This is a genomic window from Streptomyces sp. WMMC1477, from assembly GCF_027460245.1.
Taxonomy (GTDB): domain Bacteria; phylum Actinomycetota; class Actinomycetes; order Streptomycetales; family Streptomycetaceae; genus Streptomyces.
Window position 1 is genome coordinate 1,660,815 of sequence record NZ_JAPZBD010000003.1, and the last position, 16,612, is coordinate 1,677,426.

Here is a 16,612-nt window from a genome sequence, read left to right on the forward strand (position 1 = left end):
GCGCCGCGTCGCGGCACCCCGTGCGGGGCTCCCCGCCCGCGCGGCCGTTCGCCCCGCCGGTCCCCGGGCGGCTCTCCGGTCACCCTGCGGTTCGTTCGCGCCCGGTCGTTCGCCCGGATGCCCGGTCGTTCGCCGGTCGTTTGCCCGGTAGCCCTCCGGTTCGTTCGCCGAGGGGAACGGCCCGGACCCGGCCCGCTCGCGGGTGCCGCACGGCCCCGGGCGCGTGCGGGGCCGGGAGCCGGTCCCGGTTCCCGGGTTCCGGGGCCCCGGGCGCGCGTCTCGCCGGCGGGAGGCGCGGCGCCGCCGGATCGGCGCCCGACGGCCTGCCCTCGGCCGTCGCCCCCGCGACCGCGGTCGGCGGCGGTCGACGGCGGCCCGTCGCGCCGGTCCTCGTCGGCCCGCGGTCAGGTCTCCGGCGCCGGCCGCCTGGCCCCGGCGCCCGTCGTCAGACGGCGGCCTTCTTCAGCCGACGGCGTTCCCGCTCGGAAAGACCGCCCCAGATCCCGAAGCGCTCGTCGTTGGCGAGTGCGTACTCCAGGCATTCGGAACGCACCTCGCAGGCGAGGCAGACTTTCTTGGCCTCGCGCGTGGAGCCGCCTTTCTCCGGGAAGAAGGACTCGGGATCCGTCTGCGCGCACAAAGCGCGCTCCTGCCAGCCGAGCTCCTCGTCTGCCTCCTGCACCAGCAACTGCTGGAACGGCTCGGTCATGTGCGCGCCCCTTGTCGTCTTTACGTCCCCGTGATGCCGTCGTTATCGCCCGCGAACGACACGAGTGAAATTACAAGTGTGCCGATCCGGACCAGTCAAGCCGGGTTCTGCTAGCGGGCCCGTTATTCACTCTGCGGAACCAAGCCTCCGCGGTAAGTGTTGAAATCGCCCCAAACGATGACAACCGAATCCGGTCCCCCCGGTCCGCACCCGCACCCGGAGGAGGCCGTGACGGACCCCGCCCGCAACGCGCGACAACACCCGAAGCGACCAAGATCACAAATCGGTCACGGATCGACAACGCCATCCACGTGCGCGGTTGCTGCGGCATGTATCCCCCAACGAGGCGCACAAACCTTTCCTCACGGCCCCTCACCGGATGGAGTGACAGCGACCACCAATCGGGCGGAGCCGGTTGACAGGGGAACGAACGACACGCTGTTCTTGCTCCCATGGCCGAGCCGACAGCGAGCGCTGCGAACCGCCCGCCCCGCAGCCGCGGGGCCCTTCGCGCTGCCCCGGCTCCCTGCCGCTGTTGTTCCTGTCGCTGTTGTTGAGACGTTCCGCCTCCTCCAGCCCGCCCGTCGCCCGCCGCCCGGGCGGCCTTCGCACCGCACCCACAGGAACCGCACACCGTGAACAGCGACGTCGAGATCGCCGGCGACATCCTCGCCGTACCCCACCTCCTGCCGCCCGCCCCCAAGCATCCCAGCACCGTCGCCGGCCTGGCCGGGCTCGCCGCCCGCTTCGCGGCCGACCGCGAGACCTGGGAACCGCTCGTCCGCTATGACGCCGGCTCCCGCCGGTACCGCCGCCTGCGGAGCGGGCCCAGCCACGAGGTCTGGCTGCTGAGTTGGGTGCCGGGACAGAGCACCACCCCGCACGCGCCCGTGGGCCCGGCCGCGGACGAGCCCACCGGAGCCGCGCCCGGGGCGGCCACCGCCGGAACCGGCACCGAGGACGTGCCCGGGCTCGGCGCCGGCGTCCTGGCCGTGCTCGCCGGCCGGCTGACCGAGCGCGCCGGCCCGTCGACGCGGACGCTGACGCCGGGCACGCGGCGGGTGTTCGCGCCCGGCCCGGCCCGCGAACTGGTCAACGACGCGCTGGAGCCCGCCGTCGCCCTGCTCGTCGTCCCGCTGCCCACGCCGACGGCGGCCCCCCTCCCCGGGCGGGGCGAGGCGTCAACGCACACACCGCAGCGCTCGTCCGCGGCCCGGGACCTCGCCCGCGGCTGACAGACTGGGCCGCATGCGCATTGTGGTTCTGGCCGGAGGCATCGGTGGCGCCCGGTTCCTGCGCGGCCTCAAACAGGCCGCGCCCGACGCGGACGTCACCGTCATCGGCAACACCGGGGACGATATTCACCTGTTCGGCTTGAGGGTCTGCCCGGATCTCGACACCGTCATGTACACCCTCGGCGGCGGCATCCACGAGGAACAGGGCTGGGGCCGGGCCGACGAGACCTTCGCGGTGAAGGAGGAACTGGCCGCCTACGGCGTCGGCCCCGAGTGGTTCGGTCTGGGCGACCGCGACTTCGCCACCCACATCGTGCGCACCCAGATGCTCGGCGCCGGGTACCCCCTCAGCGCCGTCACCGAGGCCCTGTGCGAACGGTGGCAGCCGGGCGTGCGGCTGCTGCCGATGACGGACGACCGGGTGGAGACGCATGTCGTCGTCGACACCGAGGAGGGCCGCAAGGCCGTCCACTTCCAGGAGTACTGGGTCGGGATGCGAGCCGAGCCGAAGGCGCACGCCGTGGTCCCGGTCGGCGCCGAACAGGCCACGCCCGCCCCCGGGGTGGTGGAGGCCGTCGCCGCGGCCGACGTCGTCCTCTTCCCGCCGTCGAACCCCGTCGTGAGCATCGGCACCATCCTGGCCGTGCCCGGGGTGCGCGAGGCCATCGCGGACGCCGACGTCCCGGTCGTCGGGCTCTCCCCGATCATCGGGGGCGCACCGGTGCGCGGCATGGCCGACAAGGTGCTCGCCGCCATCGGGGTCGAGTCCAGCGCCGCCGCCGTGGCCGCGCACTACGGCTCCGGACTGCTGGACGGCTGGCTGGTGGACGAGTCCGACGCGGGAGTCGCGGCGGAGGTCGAGTCGGCGGGGATCCGCTGCCGCGCGGTGCCCCTGCTGATGTCGGACGCCGAGGCCACCGCGGCCATGGCACGGACGGCCCTGGCCCTGGCCGAGGAGGTCCGCGCGTGACGCCCCGGCCGGGCACGCCCGGGGCGGACGTGCCCGCCTACCAGGTGTGGGCCCCGCCCGGGATGCCCGAAGTCCGGCCCGGCGACGACCTGGTGAAGCTCATCGCCGACGCCGCGACCGGGAACGGGCTGCCCGGCCTCGCCGACGGCGACGTCCTCGTCGTCACCTCCAAGATCGTCAGCAAGGCCGAGGGCCGGATGGCCGAGGCCGCGGACCGGGAGGCGGCCATCGACGCCGAGACGGTACGCGTCGTGGCCCGGCGCGGGGCCACCCGCATCGTGCGGAACCGGCTCGGGTTCGTCATGGCCGCCGCCGGGGTCGACGCTTCCAACACCCCCTCCGGCACCGTGCTGTTGCTGCCCGAGGACCCGGACGCCTCCGCGCGCCGCATCCGCCGGGGCCTGCGGGACGTGCTCGGCGTCGAGGTCGGCGTCGTCGTCACCGACACCTTCGGCCGGCCCTGGCGCGAGGGGCAGACGGACGTGGCCGTCGGCGCCTCGGGGGTCCGCGTCCTGGACGACCTGCGCGGCGGGTCCGACTCCCACGGCAATCCGCTGGGGGTGACGGTCACCGCAGTCGCCGACGAACTGGCGGCCGCCGCGGAGCTGGTGAAGGGCAAGGCGGACGGCCGCCCCGTCGCCGTCGTCCGCGGACTGCCCCAGCACGTCCACGGGCTCCTCCCCGCCGAGGCCGCCGGCGAGCCGGCCCCGGACGCGCGCCCCGACCTCGGCGCCGCCGCCCTCGTCAGGGCGCCGGAGAACGACATGTTCCGGCTCGGCACCTCCGAGGCGGTGCGGGAGGCCGTCGCACAGCGGCGCACGGTCCGCGAGTTCGCCGACGGCCCCGTCGACGCCGCCGCCGTGCGCCGTGCCGTGGACCTCGCCGTCACCGCGCCCGCCCCGCACCACACCACGCCCTGGCGGTTCGTGCTGCTGGAGAGCGCGGAGAGCAGGCTGCGGCTGCTGGACGCCATGCGGGACACCTGGATCGCCGACCTGCGCGCCGACGGCCGGGACGAGGCGGCCATCGCGCGCCGCGTCCGCCGGGGGGACGTGCTGCGCCGCGCGCCGTATCTGGTCGTGCCCTGCCTCGTCGCCGACGGCGCCCACCGCTACCCCGACGAGCGGCGTGCGACCGCCGAGCGGGAGATGTTCGTGGTGGCGGCCGGCGCGGGGGTGCAGAACCTCCTCGTCGCGCTGGCCGGTGAGGGCCTCGGCTCGGCCTGGGTGTCCTCCACGATGTTCTGCCGGGACGTCGTCCGCGGCGTACTCGACCTCCCCGCCACGTGGGACCCCATGGGCACCGTGGCCGTCGGCCGCCCCGCGAGCGCCCCGCTCCCCCGCCCGCCCCGCTCCGGTGCGGACTTCACCGTCGTCCGCTGACCGCGCCCGCCCGGCGTGGCGGGCCCCGAGGCCCTGTCCGCCCGCCTGGTGCGCGCGGCGGACCGTCAGAACCGGGCGATGTCGCGGGCGTACATGCGCGGGGCACGACGGGGCATGCGGGGGCCGCCGGCCAGGATGAGCTGTGCCGCGCGGTGCCGCTGCCCCACGTAGGGGGCGAGGAGGGCGAGCATGCCGTCGTCGTCCGTGTCCCTCCGGCCGGTCAGCGCGTAGCCGACCTGCCGGGGCAGGTGCAGATCGCCGACCGTGATGGCGTCCGGCTCACCGTTGGACCGCTGCACCGTCTCGGCCGCCGTCCACGGACCGATCCCGGGGACGAGCCGGAGCCGCGCCAGCGCCTCGGGCAGCGCCATCGCGGCGGCCTCCTCCAGCCGCCCCGCCACCCGCGCCGCGCGGACGACGGTGGCCGCGCGCTTGCCGTCCACCCCGGCCCGGTGCCACTCCCAGGACGGGACGAGGGCCCAGCCGCGCGGATCGGGCATGACGTACAGGCCCTCCGGCCGTCCCTCCGCCGGGCCCGGTGCGGGCTCGCCGAAGCGCCGGAGGAGCCGCCCCCAGGCGCGGTACGCCTCGATCGCCGTCACCTTCTGCTCCAGCACGGCGGGGATCAGCGATTCCAGCACCAGCCCGGTGCGGGCCAGCCGCAGCCCGGGCAGCCGGCGGTGCGCCTCGCGGGTGAGCCGGTGATGGGCGACGAACTCCTCCGGGCGGTCCGCCGCGCCGAGCAGGGTGGGCAGCCGGTCCAGCGCCCACTCGGCGCCCGGCCCCCAGGCCGTGCCCGTCACCCGCGCCCGCCCCTGGACCAGCCGCAGCGTCACCGGGCCCTGCGGCGTGCGACTCGCCCGCCACACCGCGCCCGGGGCCACCTGGCAGGCCGGGTCGTGGGGGCCGCGTTGCAGCACGCCGAGGCTGCGGCGCAGGTCGTACGGGCCGGGCGGAGCCCAGCTTCGGGTGAGGGACACGCGTTCAGGCTAGCCCGGGGCGGTGACAACCCGGGCCGGCGTCGGCGACCGGTGCCGGTCCGGGCCGGTGCCGGGCCGGTGCCGGCACCCCGGGCCCGGGGTCACGAGCAGTCGGCGGAGAAGCGCACGGCGGCGTCGGCTATGCGCGCCCCGCACCACACGCGGATGCCGTCCCGCAGCTCGTTGTCGGCCCCGACGACCGCACCGTCGCCGATGACCGCGCCGTCCAGCACGGTGCGGGCACCCACCCGGGCCCCGGCCCCGATCAGGGAGTCCCGCACGACGGCGCCGGGCTCGATGACGGCGTCTTGCAGCACGGTACTGCCCTCGACCAGGGCGCCCGCGCGGACCGCGGCACCGGAGCCGACCGCCGTGCCCCCGGAGAGCTTGGCGTCCGGGGCGACCTCGGCGCCGTCCAGCACCAGGAACTCCCCGCGCCGCCCGGGCACGGCCGGGGAAGGGGCGCGGCCGAGGACGAGGTCGGCCGAGCCGCGGACGAAGGCCTGCGGGGTGCCGAGGTCCAGCCAGTAGGTCGAGTCGACCATGCCCTGGAGGTGGGCGCCCTCGGCCAGCAGCCCGGGGAACGTCTCGCGCTCCACGGAGACGGGCCGTCCCTCGGGGATCGTGTCCAGCACGGACCGGGTGAAGACGTAGGCCCCCGCGTTGATCTGGTCGGTGACGATCTCCTCGGGGGTCTGCGGCTTCTCCAGGAAGGCGGTGACGCGCCCGGCGTCGTCGGTGGGCACGAGCCCGAACGCCCGGGGGTCCGGGACGCGGGTGAGATGCAGGGAGACGTCCGCCCCGGTGCTGCGGTGGGTGGACACCAGCGCCGCGATGTCGAGGCCGGTGAGGATGTCGCCGTTGAAGACGAGGACGGGCTCGTCGGCGGCGGAGTGCAGCCGCGAGGCGACGTTGCGCAGGGCGCCGCCGGTGCCGAGGGGCTCCCGCTCGGTGACGTACTCCAGGTGCAGGCCCAGCGCCGAGCCGTCCCCGAAGTAGGGCTCGAACACCTCGGCCAGGTAGGAGGTGGCCAGCACGACGTGTTCCACGCCCGCGGCGCGGGCGCGGGCGAGCTGGTGGGTCAGGAACGGCACCCCGGCCGCCGGCACCATCGGCTTCGGCGTGTTGACCGTCAGCGGGCGCAACCGGGTGCCCTTCCCTCCGACGAGGAGGATCGCTTCTGTCACGTTTGTCCTGCTTCCTGCCGAGGTTTTGCCGAAGGTTACTGCCCGGTTAGCTGGTCGGCCAGTGTAGGCGGAGCTAAAAACGCGCCCTTCCACGGACCGGGACGCACGGACCGCCGGAGCACTCCGACAAGGACGAGGCGGAACTCGGTGAGGTTGCGGTGGACGCGTGCGCGCCCCCGCGCCACAGCCCGGGCACTCCGGAGTGGCCGGAGAGACACCGGGCCGGACGCGGGGGCGCGCACGGACAGAGCGGCGCAACGGAGCGGACGACACGGAGGGGGACGATGCAGCCGCGGACACGGACGCGGACGGGCCGGGGACGGGGACGGGCTACCGCCCCTGGAGCCGGGCGGCCAGTGAGCGGATACCGCCGAGCGCGCTGTAGAGGCGGGCGCCGGGGCAGGCGGTGGCGTAGCCGTCCCTGTGGCCGGAGACGGCCTCCATCCGCACCCGGGTACCCCTCGGGTACTTGCCGCCGCCCGACGTCAGGGTGACGCTGCCGGCCGGGTTGATACCGAAGAGGCCGAGCTTCCACGCCGTCAGCTTGGCCACGGCGTCGGTGGCCTGCTTGGTCGGGCTGACGCCGCCGAACGAGCCGAGTACGGCGATCCCCATCGTGTCGTGGTTGAAGCCGTAGGTGTGGGCGCCCATCACCGCACGCCGCACACCGCCGGCCCGGCCCTCGTAGATCTGGCCGCACTTGTCGATGAGGAAGTTGTAGCCGATGTCCCGCCAGCCCAGGCTGATCGTGTGGTAGCGGTAGATGCTGCGGATGACGGACGGCGCCTGGGAGCAGCTGTAGGAGTTGCTGCCGCCCGTGTGGTGGACGAAGGCCGCCTTGACGGTGTTCGTGTAGAGGAACCCGCCGTCGCGCAGGCTCTCGTCGGCTCCCCAGCCGCGCCGGGTGACGATGCCGGGGCGCGGCCCCACGTGGTCATGGGAGACGCCGGCGTGGGCCTCGGCCAGCCCGGCGGCGGTCTGCTTGCGGTTGAGCGCGGGGATGAGCTTGGCACCAAGCTCGGCGATGCGCGCGTTGGCCGCGCTGGCCGCCGAGGCGGCCGGGGAGAGGTCCCGCGCCGTGCCCTCGGGCCCGGCACCTGGCATGGCCCCGGATCCGGCTGACGGCGCTTCGGGTGACGCCGCATCAGGCCCGGCGGCTCCGGCCGAACGCGCCGAGGTCAACGCGCGGGTCGAGGGAAGGTCGGCGCCGGAGCCGGTGTCCGGCCCGGCCGCCGGGTCGGCGGACAGGCGACCGCCGGGGTCCACCATCTCCAGCCGCAGCCCCTCGGGCAGTTCCGCCGCCTCCCGGCCCGCCTCGGGGAGCACCCGGACGGCGAGGCCGTCCGACGTCCCGACCCACAGGGGGGCGGTGCTCCCCCGGACCGGGCCGCCGCGGCCTTCGGCCGAGCCGGGGTCGGGGGCCTCGTCGGTGTGGTGGGCCAGGTCCCGCCACTCGGACCACTCGCCGGTCTGCGCGTCCCTGGTCCGCACCTGGACGCGGCTGTGCAGCTCCTCCCGGGCGTCCGCCCAGGCGACGCCGAGCAGCGAGAAGCTCTCGACCTCACGCGGGGCGATCCCGGCGAGGGCGTCGACCGCCCCGGCGCCGAGCTCGATCGTCACGGGGTCGTTCGGCGTGGCCGGCTCCAGGGGAAGCGACCGGTTTCCGGCCGGGCGGGCGGCACCGGCTTCGGCACCGGCGTCGGCTTCGGCGCCGGACCCGGAGTCGGACCCGGCGCCGGACTCGGGGTGCCCGGAAGCGGTGCCCTCGGCCGGTGGCACCGCGGAGCCGGGGACGGGGACGGGGGCGGAGGGCGCGGCCGGGGTCGCGACGGAGGACGAGGCGAGGGGGACGAGGAGCGCGGCCGAGCAGACCACTCCGATCGAGGACGTCAGAAGTGCACGCATAGTCATGATGGTGTTCATAACCCGTTACGTCTGTCCATCTGGCATTTGCCGGACAAGAGCCCTGAAATACCGTCAACATCCCTCGCTCGGCAGACCCGCTGACGGTGCGCCAGCGGAGCCGGGTCGTACGCTGACGCGCATGAACGCCACCGACCGAACCCCTGCCGACCTGCTGAGATCCGCCCTCGCCGAGGACGCGGCACGCCCGCTGCTGACCTTCTACGACGACGCGACGGGCGAGCGCGTCGAACTCTCCGTGGCGACGTTCGCCAATTGGGTGGCCAAGACCGCCAACCTGGTCCAGGACGAGCTGTCCGCCGAGCCCGGCGACCGGGTGGCGCTGCTGCTGCCCGCGCACTGGCAGACGGCGGTGTGGATGCTGGCCTGTGCCTCGACGGGCGTCGTCGCCGCCCCCCAGGGGGATCCGGCCGCCGCCGACGTCGTCGTCGCCGGACCGGACGCACTGGCCGAGGCGCGGGCGTGCACGGGACCGCGCGTCGCGATGAGCCTGCGCCCCCTGGGCGCCCGGTTCCCGGAGCCGCCGGAGGGCTTCGCGGACTACGCCGTCGAGGTCCCGGGCCAGGGGGACCACTTCACGCCCTACGTTCCGCCCGCGCCGGACGACATCGCCCTGGCGATCTCGGGCGAGGAGCTGACGGGGGCCCAGGTCGTCGAACGCGCCCGTGCCGACGCCGCCGCCCTCGGGCTCACGTCCGGCTCCCGCGTCCTGTCCGGGCTCGGCTACGCGGACTGGGACGGCCTGTCCCGCGGCCTGCTCGCCCCGCTGGCCGCCGGGGGCTCGGTCGTCCTGTGCCGGAATCTCGACCGCCTGGACGCGGCCTCGCTCGCGTCGCGCAGGGACAGCGAGCGCGTCACCCACACGGCGCAGTAGCGGTCGCCGTGGGCTCGCCAGGCGTCGGCCCTGGTTTCACGATGGGTGGAGGACCCGCCCGCGACCGCCCCACCAGGCGGCCGGAACCCGGGCTCGCCCGGCCGGGCCGCGCGGCACCCCGACGCGGTCCTGCGCCGTCGGCCCGGGCCACGCCGCCGCAAGCGAGGGATGGACGCCGTGACCAACGACGACGACGCAGGCGGCCCGCGGCCGGAACCGGGCCGGGGGGACGACCCGGCCCCCGCGGAGCGGCCCCGGACCGGCGAGCCGGGCACGGAGCCGCGAGGTGAGCCGGACGCGGCCTCGGACGGCGAGGCGGCCGACGCTCCCGCGCCACGCTCCCGCCGCCGCTGGCTGCGCTGGGCCGCCGCCGGCGGGGCCTTCGTCGTGCTGGCCGCCACCGGGATCGGCGCCGCCCTCTACCTCAGGTTCGAGGACAACATCACCACGGACACCCGTACCGCCGAGATCCTCAAGCGCTACGACAAGGAGCGGCCCGTCCCGGAGGTGCACGACGCCCAGAACGTCCTCCTCATCGGCTCCGACAGCCGCGAGGGCGACAACAGGCGTTACGGGGAGGACGACGGCCAGGCCCGCTCGGACACCGCGATCCTGCTGCACCTCTCGGCGGACAGGGAGAGCGCGACGGCCGTGTCCCTGCCCCGGGACCTGATGGTCACCGTCCCGCGCTGCGTGGACCGGCGGGAGGGTGAGGAGTCGCGCGAGCAGTTCGCCCAGTTCAACTGGGCCTACGAGTTCGGCGGCGCGTCCTGCACGATCCGCACCGTGGAGGAGCTGACGGGCATCCGCGTCGACCACCACCTGGTGATCGACTTCCAGGGCTTCAAGAAGCTGGTGAACTCGGTGGACGGCGTGGAGGTCTGCCTGCCGAAGCCGGTCGTGGACCGGGACGCGAAGCTGCGGCTGCCCGCCGGGCGGCAGACCCTGCGGGGCGAGGAGGCGCTCGGCTACGTCCGCGCCCGGCACGCGCTGGGCGACGGCAGCGACACGGAGCGCATGGAGCGCCAGCAGGATTTCCTGGCCTCGTTGTTCCGGAAGGTGCGCAGCACCGGCGTGCTGATGAACCCGGCCAAGCTGGTGCCGGTCCTGGACGCGGCGACCTCTTCCCTCACCGCCGACGAGGGACTCAACTCGCTCACCGAGCTGTACGAGCTCGTCCGCGGCCTGCGCGAGCTGCCCGAGGAGGGCCTCGTCTTCCTCACCGTGCCGCGGCAGCCCTACAGCCAGGACCCGAACCGGGACGAGCTGGTACAGCCGGAGGCGGACCGGCTGTTCACCCTGATCCGCAAGGACCGCCCGGTGGACGTCGTCCAGCGGTCCGAGGACGCGGAGGACCGGCAGGAGGCGGACGGCGCGCGCGGAGAGCGCGGCACCGGGGACGACGACGGCCCGAGCGAGCCGACCCCGACGCCGACCTACAGCGGAGCGACCGCCGAGCACGCGCCGTGTGACTGATCCCACGGAACCGATCTCCCCGCTTGACCGTCTTCGCCCCGTAGTGCCGGATTCACACCCCCAGGGATGTGTCACCGGCATGGCTGCGCGCTGAACTGGGCGGATAGTGTGAGCGCTCGAATCGACCGCCCTGACCACCGGAGCGCTCAGAGGGGGCTGGCGCGACCCGGACGACGGAGGACGCACGCGAGTGGACGCGCAAGGCCGTGGGCACGCGGGAAACATCGATCCCGCAGACCAGTGGGTGTACAACCCCGGCACGGGCAGCTACGAGCTGCGCCTGCCCGCCACCGGTGACGCCGGACCGGGAGCCGGCGGGGCTCCCGAGCGGGGCCACGAGGCCGCGCCGCCTCCCCGGCAGGCGGCGGGCGGCGACACCGGCTCCCCGGCCGGCTCCGGGCACGGCACGGGCTGGCGTCCCTCCGAGGGCTCCCCCGCCACCGGGAGCGGACGCCGCCGGGTCCCGGGGCAGCGTCCCGGTCCGGCCGCCGAGGGCAAGGGCGGCACCGGCCCGCACCGACGCCGGAAGCCCAAGCCGAAGCCGTCCGGGAAGAAGCGTGTGCTGCGCTGGGGCGGCGGCGCCCTGGCCCTGCTCGTGCTCTCCGGGTGCACGACCGCATACCTGCTCTACCGGGAGCTCGACGGCAACATCGACAAGGTCGACACCGGCATCGACAACCCGGCGACGTCGGGCGAACCGGTGAACATCCTGCTCATCGGCACCGACACGCGGGCCGGGGAGGGCAACGGCAGTTACGGCGACCGGGACAGCGTGGGCCACGCGGACACCACGCTGCTCCTGCACGTCTCCGAGGACCGCTCGAACGCCACGGTGCTGAGCATCCCGCGCGACATGATCGTCGACATCCCCGGCTGCCCGACGAAACAGCAGGACGGCACGGAGAAGCTCATCCCCGGCTCCCAGGGCGTCCGGTTCAACGAGAGCCTGGGCCAGAACGGCCGGGACCCCGGCTGCACCTGGCGGACGGTTGAGCAGGTCACCGGGATAAAGATCAACCACTTCATGATGGCGGACTTCAACGCCGTCAAGGAGCTGTCCACGGCCGTCGGCGGCGTGGAGGTCTGCGTCGCCAAGGACATCGACGACCCGAAGTCGCATCTGAAGCTGGAGGCGGGCACGCACGTCGTCGAGGGCGAGCAGGCGCTGGCCTTCGTGCGCACCCGCAACAGCGTCGGGCTCGGCAGCGACCTCAGCCGCATCGAGCTCCAGCAGCAGTTTCTCGGTTCGATGTTCCGGCAGATGAAGTCGCGGGACACCCTCACCGACCCGGGCAAGGTCCTCGACCTGGCCCGCGCCGCCACGAACGCACTCACCGTGGACACCGGCATCGGCTCGGTGAAGAAGCTCTCCGGCCTGGCTCGGGACCTGTCGCAGGTGAACCCGGAGAACATCACCTTCGCCACCGTGCCGGTGCTCGACAACCCGGCCGAGAAGGTCAAGGCGACCGTCGTGCTGGACGAGGCCAAGGCACGACCGCTGTTCCAGATGATCAGAGCCGACAAGTCGCTGACGGACACCGGGAAGAAGGACGGCGGGAAGGGCGGGAAGAAGGACGACGCGAAGCCCGTGGCGAAGGCGCCCGCCGGGCAGGTGCGGGTGGACGTGCTCAACGGCGGCGGGCCGGTCGGCGCGGCCCAGAAGACGGTCACCTGGCTGCAGAACGTCCAGGGCGTGCCGCTGTCCACCAACGCGGGCAACGCGGACGCCAAGCAGCCGACGACGACGTTGACCTTCGGCTCCGACCAGGCCGGCCAGGCCGCGACGCTGGCCGAGATGATGGGCCTGCCGAAGTCAGCGCTGAAGAAGCAGGACGCGCCCGCGGGCGAGGGCGTACCGATGACCCTGGTCCTGGGGAGGGACTACGTGGCCGCCGGTACGCCGCTGGAAGCACCGGACGAGGCGCCCGAGGGCGTCCAGAAGATCAACGGCGGGGACGAGAACGTCTGCGCCAAGTGATCACTGACCGGACTGGCGAGGGGGAGATCCGGTGGGACCGAAGGAACACGATTCCGGGACCGGCGTCCGGCCGCACGTGGGCGGAGACCCCGCCCACGGCGGGCGGGGCCCGGACCACGACCGGGAGACGGTGCCGCGGCAACGGCGGCCCGAGCCCGGCCGGGGCGGCGGCGACGGCCATGGCGGCCGGGCCCGGACGCGGCCCGCGCCGCTCGCCCGCCGCGTCCTGCGCTGGTCGGCGATCGTGCTGTGCGTGCTCATACTCGGCACCGCGGGCGCGGGCTACCTCTGGTACGACAGCCTGAACAGCGACCTCCGCAAGGCGGCGCTCCACCTGGGCGACGACAAGCTGGACCCCGTCGAGCCCAACGCCGCCGGGCAGACGCCGCTCAACATCCTGCTCCTCGGCTCCGACAGCCGGAACTCGGACGAGAACGTGCGGCTGGGCGGGGCCCGCGCCGACCGCGGCCGGCCGCCCCTGGCCGACGTCCAGATGCTGCTGCACCTGTCCGCCGACCGCGGCGACATGTCGGTCCTGTCGATCCCGCGCGATACCCGGGTGACGATCCCGCGCTGCACGGATCCGGAGGACGGCACGGTCTATCAGGAGCGCGTCGACCGGATCAACGCCAGCCTCCAGAACGGCGGTCCGGGCTGTACGGTGGCCACCTGGGAGCGGCTCACGGGCATCCCGGTCGACCACTTCATGATGATCGACTTCACCGGCGTCGTCTCGATGGCGGACGCCGTCGGCGGCGTCCCGGTGTGCGTGGACGCCAACGTGTACGACCGCCGCTCCGGCCTGCGCCTCGAACAGGGCGAGACGACGGTCCGGGGTGAGCGGGCCCTGCAGTGGCTGCGCACCCGGTACGGCTTCGAGGACGGCAGCGACATCGGCCGGGCCAGGGCCCAGCACATGTACATGTCCTCGATGGTCCGGCAGTTGAAGTCCGGGACGAAGCTCAGCAACCCGAACCGGCTGCGCCGGCTGGCCGAGGAGGCCACCAGCGCGCTGACCGTGGACCACGGCCTGGACCGGGTCGAGAAGCTCTTCGACCTGGCGAACGAGCTGAAGAAGGTGCCCTCCGAGCGCATCACGATGGCGACGATGCCGTGGGTCTACTCCCCCGGCGGCAGCTACGTCCTGCCGAAGGAGGGCGAGGCCGAGCAGGTGTTCTCGATGCTCCGCCGCGACGTCGCCCTCGACGGCGAGGACGACGGGAAGCCCGCCCAGGCCGCCGACCCGACCGGCCCCGAGTCGCCCTCCGCGTCCCCGTCGAAGGAGCCGACGGCCGACCCCACCGAACCCGCGGTGGACCCGTCCTCCGTGGCCGTGCGCGTGTTCAACGGCACCGGCGGCGTGGGACACGCGCCGGTCTCCGGGCGGGCCACGGCCGTCGCTGGCGAACTCCGGTCGGCCGGCTTCACCCAGACGGTGGCCGACGCCACACCGCGCTCCCGGCAGGACACCGTCCTCACCTACGCCGAGCCCGGGCAGCGCGCGGCCGCCCTCACCGTGGCGAGGGCGCTCGGACTGCCCGAGGACGCGGTACGGCATGCCGCCGCCGACCCCGGACTGGCCCTCACCGTGGGCGCCGACTGGCCCGAGGGCGCGACGTACCCGGACACGCGGGACCCCGCGAACCCCTCGCCGCGCCAGGAGGACGACAACCGGCCCCCGCCGGAGCTGGACGGCCTCAACGGCATGGACAGGGACGCCTGCATGCACGTCAACCCGGTCGCCACCTGGTGACGGGCCGGACCCACCGGCATCCCGTCATCTGTTCGGGCGTCGACCACTCGCGCGACCGGCAGGCTCAGCCATTGCACATCATCACCCAGTGTGCTCATATGCAACCGTAAGTGACCGCCGGTTAGTGCCGTACGCATATGACCCGCCCTGGGATGAACGCCGCAAGGGCTCCCAAGGCGGGGGTGGCTCAGCCCTGCCCGGGGGACGCGGGACGGTGCTGCGCACCGTGCGGGACCCCCGCCGGCAGTGGCCCTGAACCCGAGGAACCCCCATGCCACGACCCAGACCCCCCGCCCTGATCTCCGCCTGTGCCGCACTCTCCGCGTTCATCGCCCCCTCGCGGTGGCGGTTCCGGCCCTCGCACACGACGCCCCCCACGACACGACCTCCGAGACCGCCACCGACACCCGTGTCCGCGTCGACAAGGACGAGGCAGCCGTCATCGGACGGGAGCACGCCGAGGCGCACGCCCGCACCCGCAGGGCGATCGAGGACATCGGCGACTACCCGCAGCCCATGCGGACGGCCCGGCTGAAGAGCCTCACCACTTCGCAGGCCGCCCACAACGCCGATGTCGACCCACGTGACTTCGGTGCCTTCACGCAGTACTTCCCCTCCCCCGACTTCGCCGTCCACGTGGCCCAGTTGCCCACCGGCAAGGTGCTGATGTTCTCCTTCGAGCGGATGGAGACCAACCCGACCCGGGAGACCGCACCCACTCAGGTCATCGGCGAGAAGAACGCCGGCCGCGCCTTTCTGTGGAACCCGGCGAGGGGTACCGGGCCCGAGGCCTTCAGGAAGGTCACGCCCCCCGTCATCAACATGCCGGACGGCAAGAACGAGCCCAGGCCCGCACCCTTCTTCTGCGCCGGCCACGCGTTCCTCCCCAACGGAATGCTCGGCGTCTTCGGCGGCAACCTCGGTGGGAACCACGGCGCCGGGGCCAAGCTCTCCCTCGTCTTCGACCCCTGGACGGAGACCTGGGCGCTCAACGAGGAGATGTCGGTGGGGCGCTGGTACCCCAGCGCCGTCACCGGCCCGGACGGGCGCATCCTCGTCATGTCCGGACAGTCCGAGCTCGGCTGGGGCACGCCGACCGAGGTCGTGGAGCGCTTCCCCGCCTTCGCCCGCCCCGTGCCCGTCGTGAAGGCGGACGTGCCCCGGGGCGTCGCCGTGGACACCTTCGGCGCCACGGCCCCCTACCGGCACGACTACCCCCACCTGTTCTCGCTGCGGGACGGCAAGATCTACGGGCTCGGCCGGGACCACGACCAGCAGTGGCTGTTCGACCCGGTGAAGGAGACCCGGACCGCCCTGCCCGACCGGCCCGGCACGTCCCTGCGCAACTACGGCTCCGCCGTCCCTCTGCCCGCCGGCTTCCGCGGGCCCGACTCCGTCCTGGTGCTCGGCGGCGACCGGAACGACCCGAACACGTACCAGCTCGTCGGCAGGCAGTGGAAGAAGCAGGAGCCCCGCGCTTTCGGCCGCACCCAGGACGACACGCTGATCCTGCCCGACGGCACCCTGATGACCGTCAACGGCGCCTTCGACATCCGCGACTACGGCAACGGCCCGTACAACCCGAACGCGGACCCCAAGTACCGGCAGGTCGAGCTGCGCGGTGAGGACGGCAACTGGCGGCTCGGGCCCGTCCAACGACTGCCCCGCGGCTATCACTCCAACGCCGTCGTCCTGCCCGACGGCCGCGTCATGGTCACCGGCGACGAGGCACAGCAGATCGCCAACGACCCGGACATCACCGACGACATGGACGGCAGCATCGAGATCTACGAGCCCGCCTACCTGCACGGCGGCGAACGCCCCGACCTCGCGGCCGTGCCGCAGCGGGCCCTCGCCTACGACGAGCGCTTCACCGTCCTCACCGGCACCCCGGAGGACGTCGACCGCGCCGTCCTGCTGGCCCCCACCACGGCCACCCACGCCGTCAACTTCAGCCAGCGCCACCTCGACGTCCGCGTCAAGGGCCGCTCCGGCACCTCACTCGAACTCCAGGCCCCGCCCTCGGCCAAGGCCGCACCGCCCGGCTACTACATGCTGTTCCTCCTCAACGAGGACGGCGTACCCAGCGTGGCCAAGTGGGTGCACTTCACCCCGCAGCAGAGCAGCTGAAAGGGAGCGCACACC

12 protein-coding genes are annotated in these 16,612 nt (G+C 74.0%); 8 read left to right on the forward strand and 4 right to left on the reverse strand.

The genetic code is table 11. The features are described 5' to 3' along the window. Positions 1–445: 445 nt before the first annotated feature. Positions 446–709, reverse strand: a complete 264-nt coding sequence (locus O7609_RS07565; protein WP_191211831.1) for a WhiB family transcriptional regulator — start codon at positions 707–709, stop codon at positions 446–448. 635 nt (positions 710–1,344) lie between these two features. On the opposite strand from O7609_RS07565, the gene O7609_RS07570 reads away from it, so the two are divergent. From O7609_RS07570 to O7609_RS07580, 3 genes are all read left to right on the forward strand, one after another. Further along, entirely contained in the window at positions 1,345–1,944 is a 600-nt protein-coding gene (locus O7609_RS07570) for a cysteine dioxygenase (protein ID WP_269743288.1), read from the forward strand. A gap of 13 nt (positions 1,945–1,957) precedes the next feature. Continuing rightward, on the forward strand, positions 1,958–2,914 hold the full coding sequence (gene cofD / locus O7609_RS07575) for a 2-phospho-L-lactate transferase (protein ID WP_269734184.1): 957 nt from the start codon (positions 1,958–1,960) through the stop codon (positions 2,912–2,914). A gap of 62 nt (positions 2,915–2,976) precedes the next feature. Then, on the forward strand, positions 2,977–4,296 hold the full coding sequence (locus O7609_RS07580; protein ID WP_443072236.1) for a coenzyme F420-0:L-glutamate ligase: 1,320 nt from the start codon (positions 2,977–2,979) through the stop codon (positions 4,294–4,296). Between the two features lie 65 nt (positions 4,297–4,361). Here O7609_RS07580 and O7609_RS07585 read toward each other — a convergent pair whose 3' ends face one another. The 3 genes from O7609_RS07585 to O7609_RS07595 all read right to left on the reverse strand — a co-directional run bounded on the left by O7609_RS07585 (position 4,362) and on the right by O7609_RS07595 (position 8,368). Continuing rightward, entirely contained in the window at positions 4,362–5,276 is a 915-nt protein-coding gene (locus O7609_RS07585) for a DNA-3-methyladenine glycosylase family protein (protein ID WP_269734186.1), read from the reverse strand. A gap of 101 nt (positions 5,277–5,377) precedes the next feature. Beyond that, a complete protein-coding gene (locus tag O7609_RS07590) occupies positions 5,378–6,463 on the reverse strand; it encodes an NDP-sugar synthase (RefSeq protein ID WP_269734187.1) in 1,086 nt (361 codons plus the stop codon). A gap of 330 nt (positions 6,464–6,793) precedes the next feature. Further along, on the reverse strand, positions 6,794–8,368 hold the full coding sequence (locus tag O7609_RS07595; RefSeq protein WP_269743290.1) for a peptidoglycan recognition protein family protein: 1,575 nt from the start codon (positions 8,366–8,368) through the stop codon (positions 6,794–6,796). Between the two features lie 139 nt (positions 8,369–8,507). Here O7609_RS07595 and O7609_RS07600 point away from each other — a divergent pair, with 139 nt between their 5' ends. The 5 genes from O7609_RS07600 to O7609_RS07620 all read left to right on the forward strand — a co-directional run bounded on the left by O7609_RS07600 (position 8,508) and on the right by O7609_RS07620 (position 16,597). Then, positions 8,508–9,260 carry a TIGR03089 family protein gene (locus O7609_RS07600; protein WP_269734189.1) on the forward strand — a complete coding sequence of 251 codons (753 nt, stop codon included), beginning with the start codon at positions 8,508–8,510 and terminating at the stop codon, positions 9,258–9,260. A gap of 168 nt (positions 9,261–9,428) precedes the next feature. Continuing rightward, complete coding sequence (locus O7609_RS07605) at positions 9,429–10,736, forward strand: LCP family protein (RefSeq protein WP_269743291.1); 1,308 nt, start codon at positions 9,429–9,431, stop codon at positions 10,734–10,736. 190 nt (positions 10,737–10,926) lie between these two features. Then, the gene (locus tag O7609_RS07610) at positions 10,927–12,714 is read left to right on the forward strand and encodes an LCP family protein (protein WP_269734191.1); all 1,788 of its coding nucleotides are present in this window, start codon (positions 10,927–10,929) and stop codon (positions 12,712–12,714) included. A 31-nt stretch (positions 12,715–12,745) separates the two neighbouring features. Continuing rightward, positions 12,746–14,467: an LCP family protein gene (locus O7609_RS07615; RefSeq protein WP_269743292.1), complete on the forward strand. Its 1,722-nt coding sequence runs from the start codon at positions 12,746–12,748 to the stop codon at positions 14,465–14,467. Between the two features lie 342 nt (positions 14,468–14,809). Continuing rightward, positions 14,810–16,597 carry a glyoxal oxidase gene (locus O7609_RS07620; RefSeq protein WP_269743293.1) on the forward strand — a complete coding sequence of 596 codons (1,788 nt, stop codon included), beginning with the start codon at positions 14,810–14,812 and terminating at the stop codon, positions 16,595–16,597. Positions 16,598–16,612: the final 15 nt, after the last annotated feature.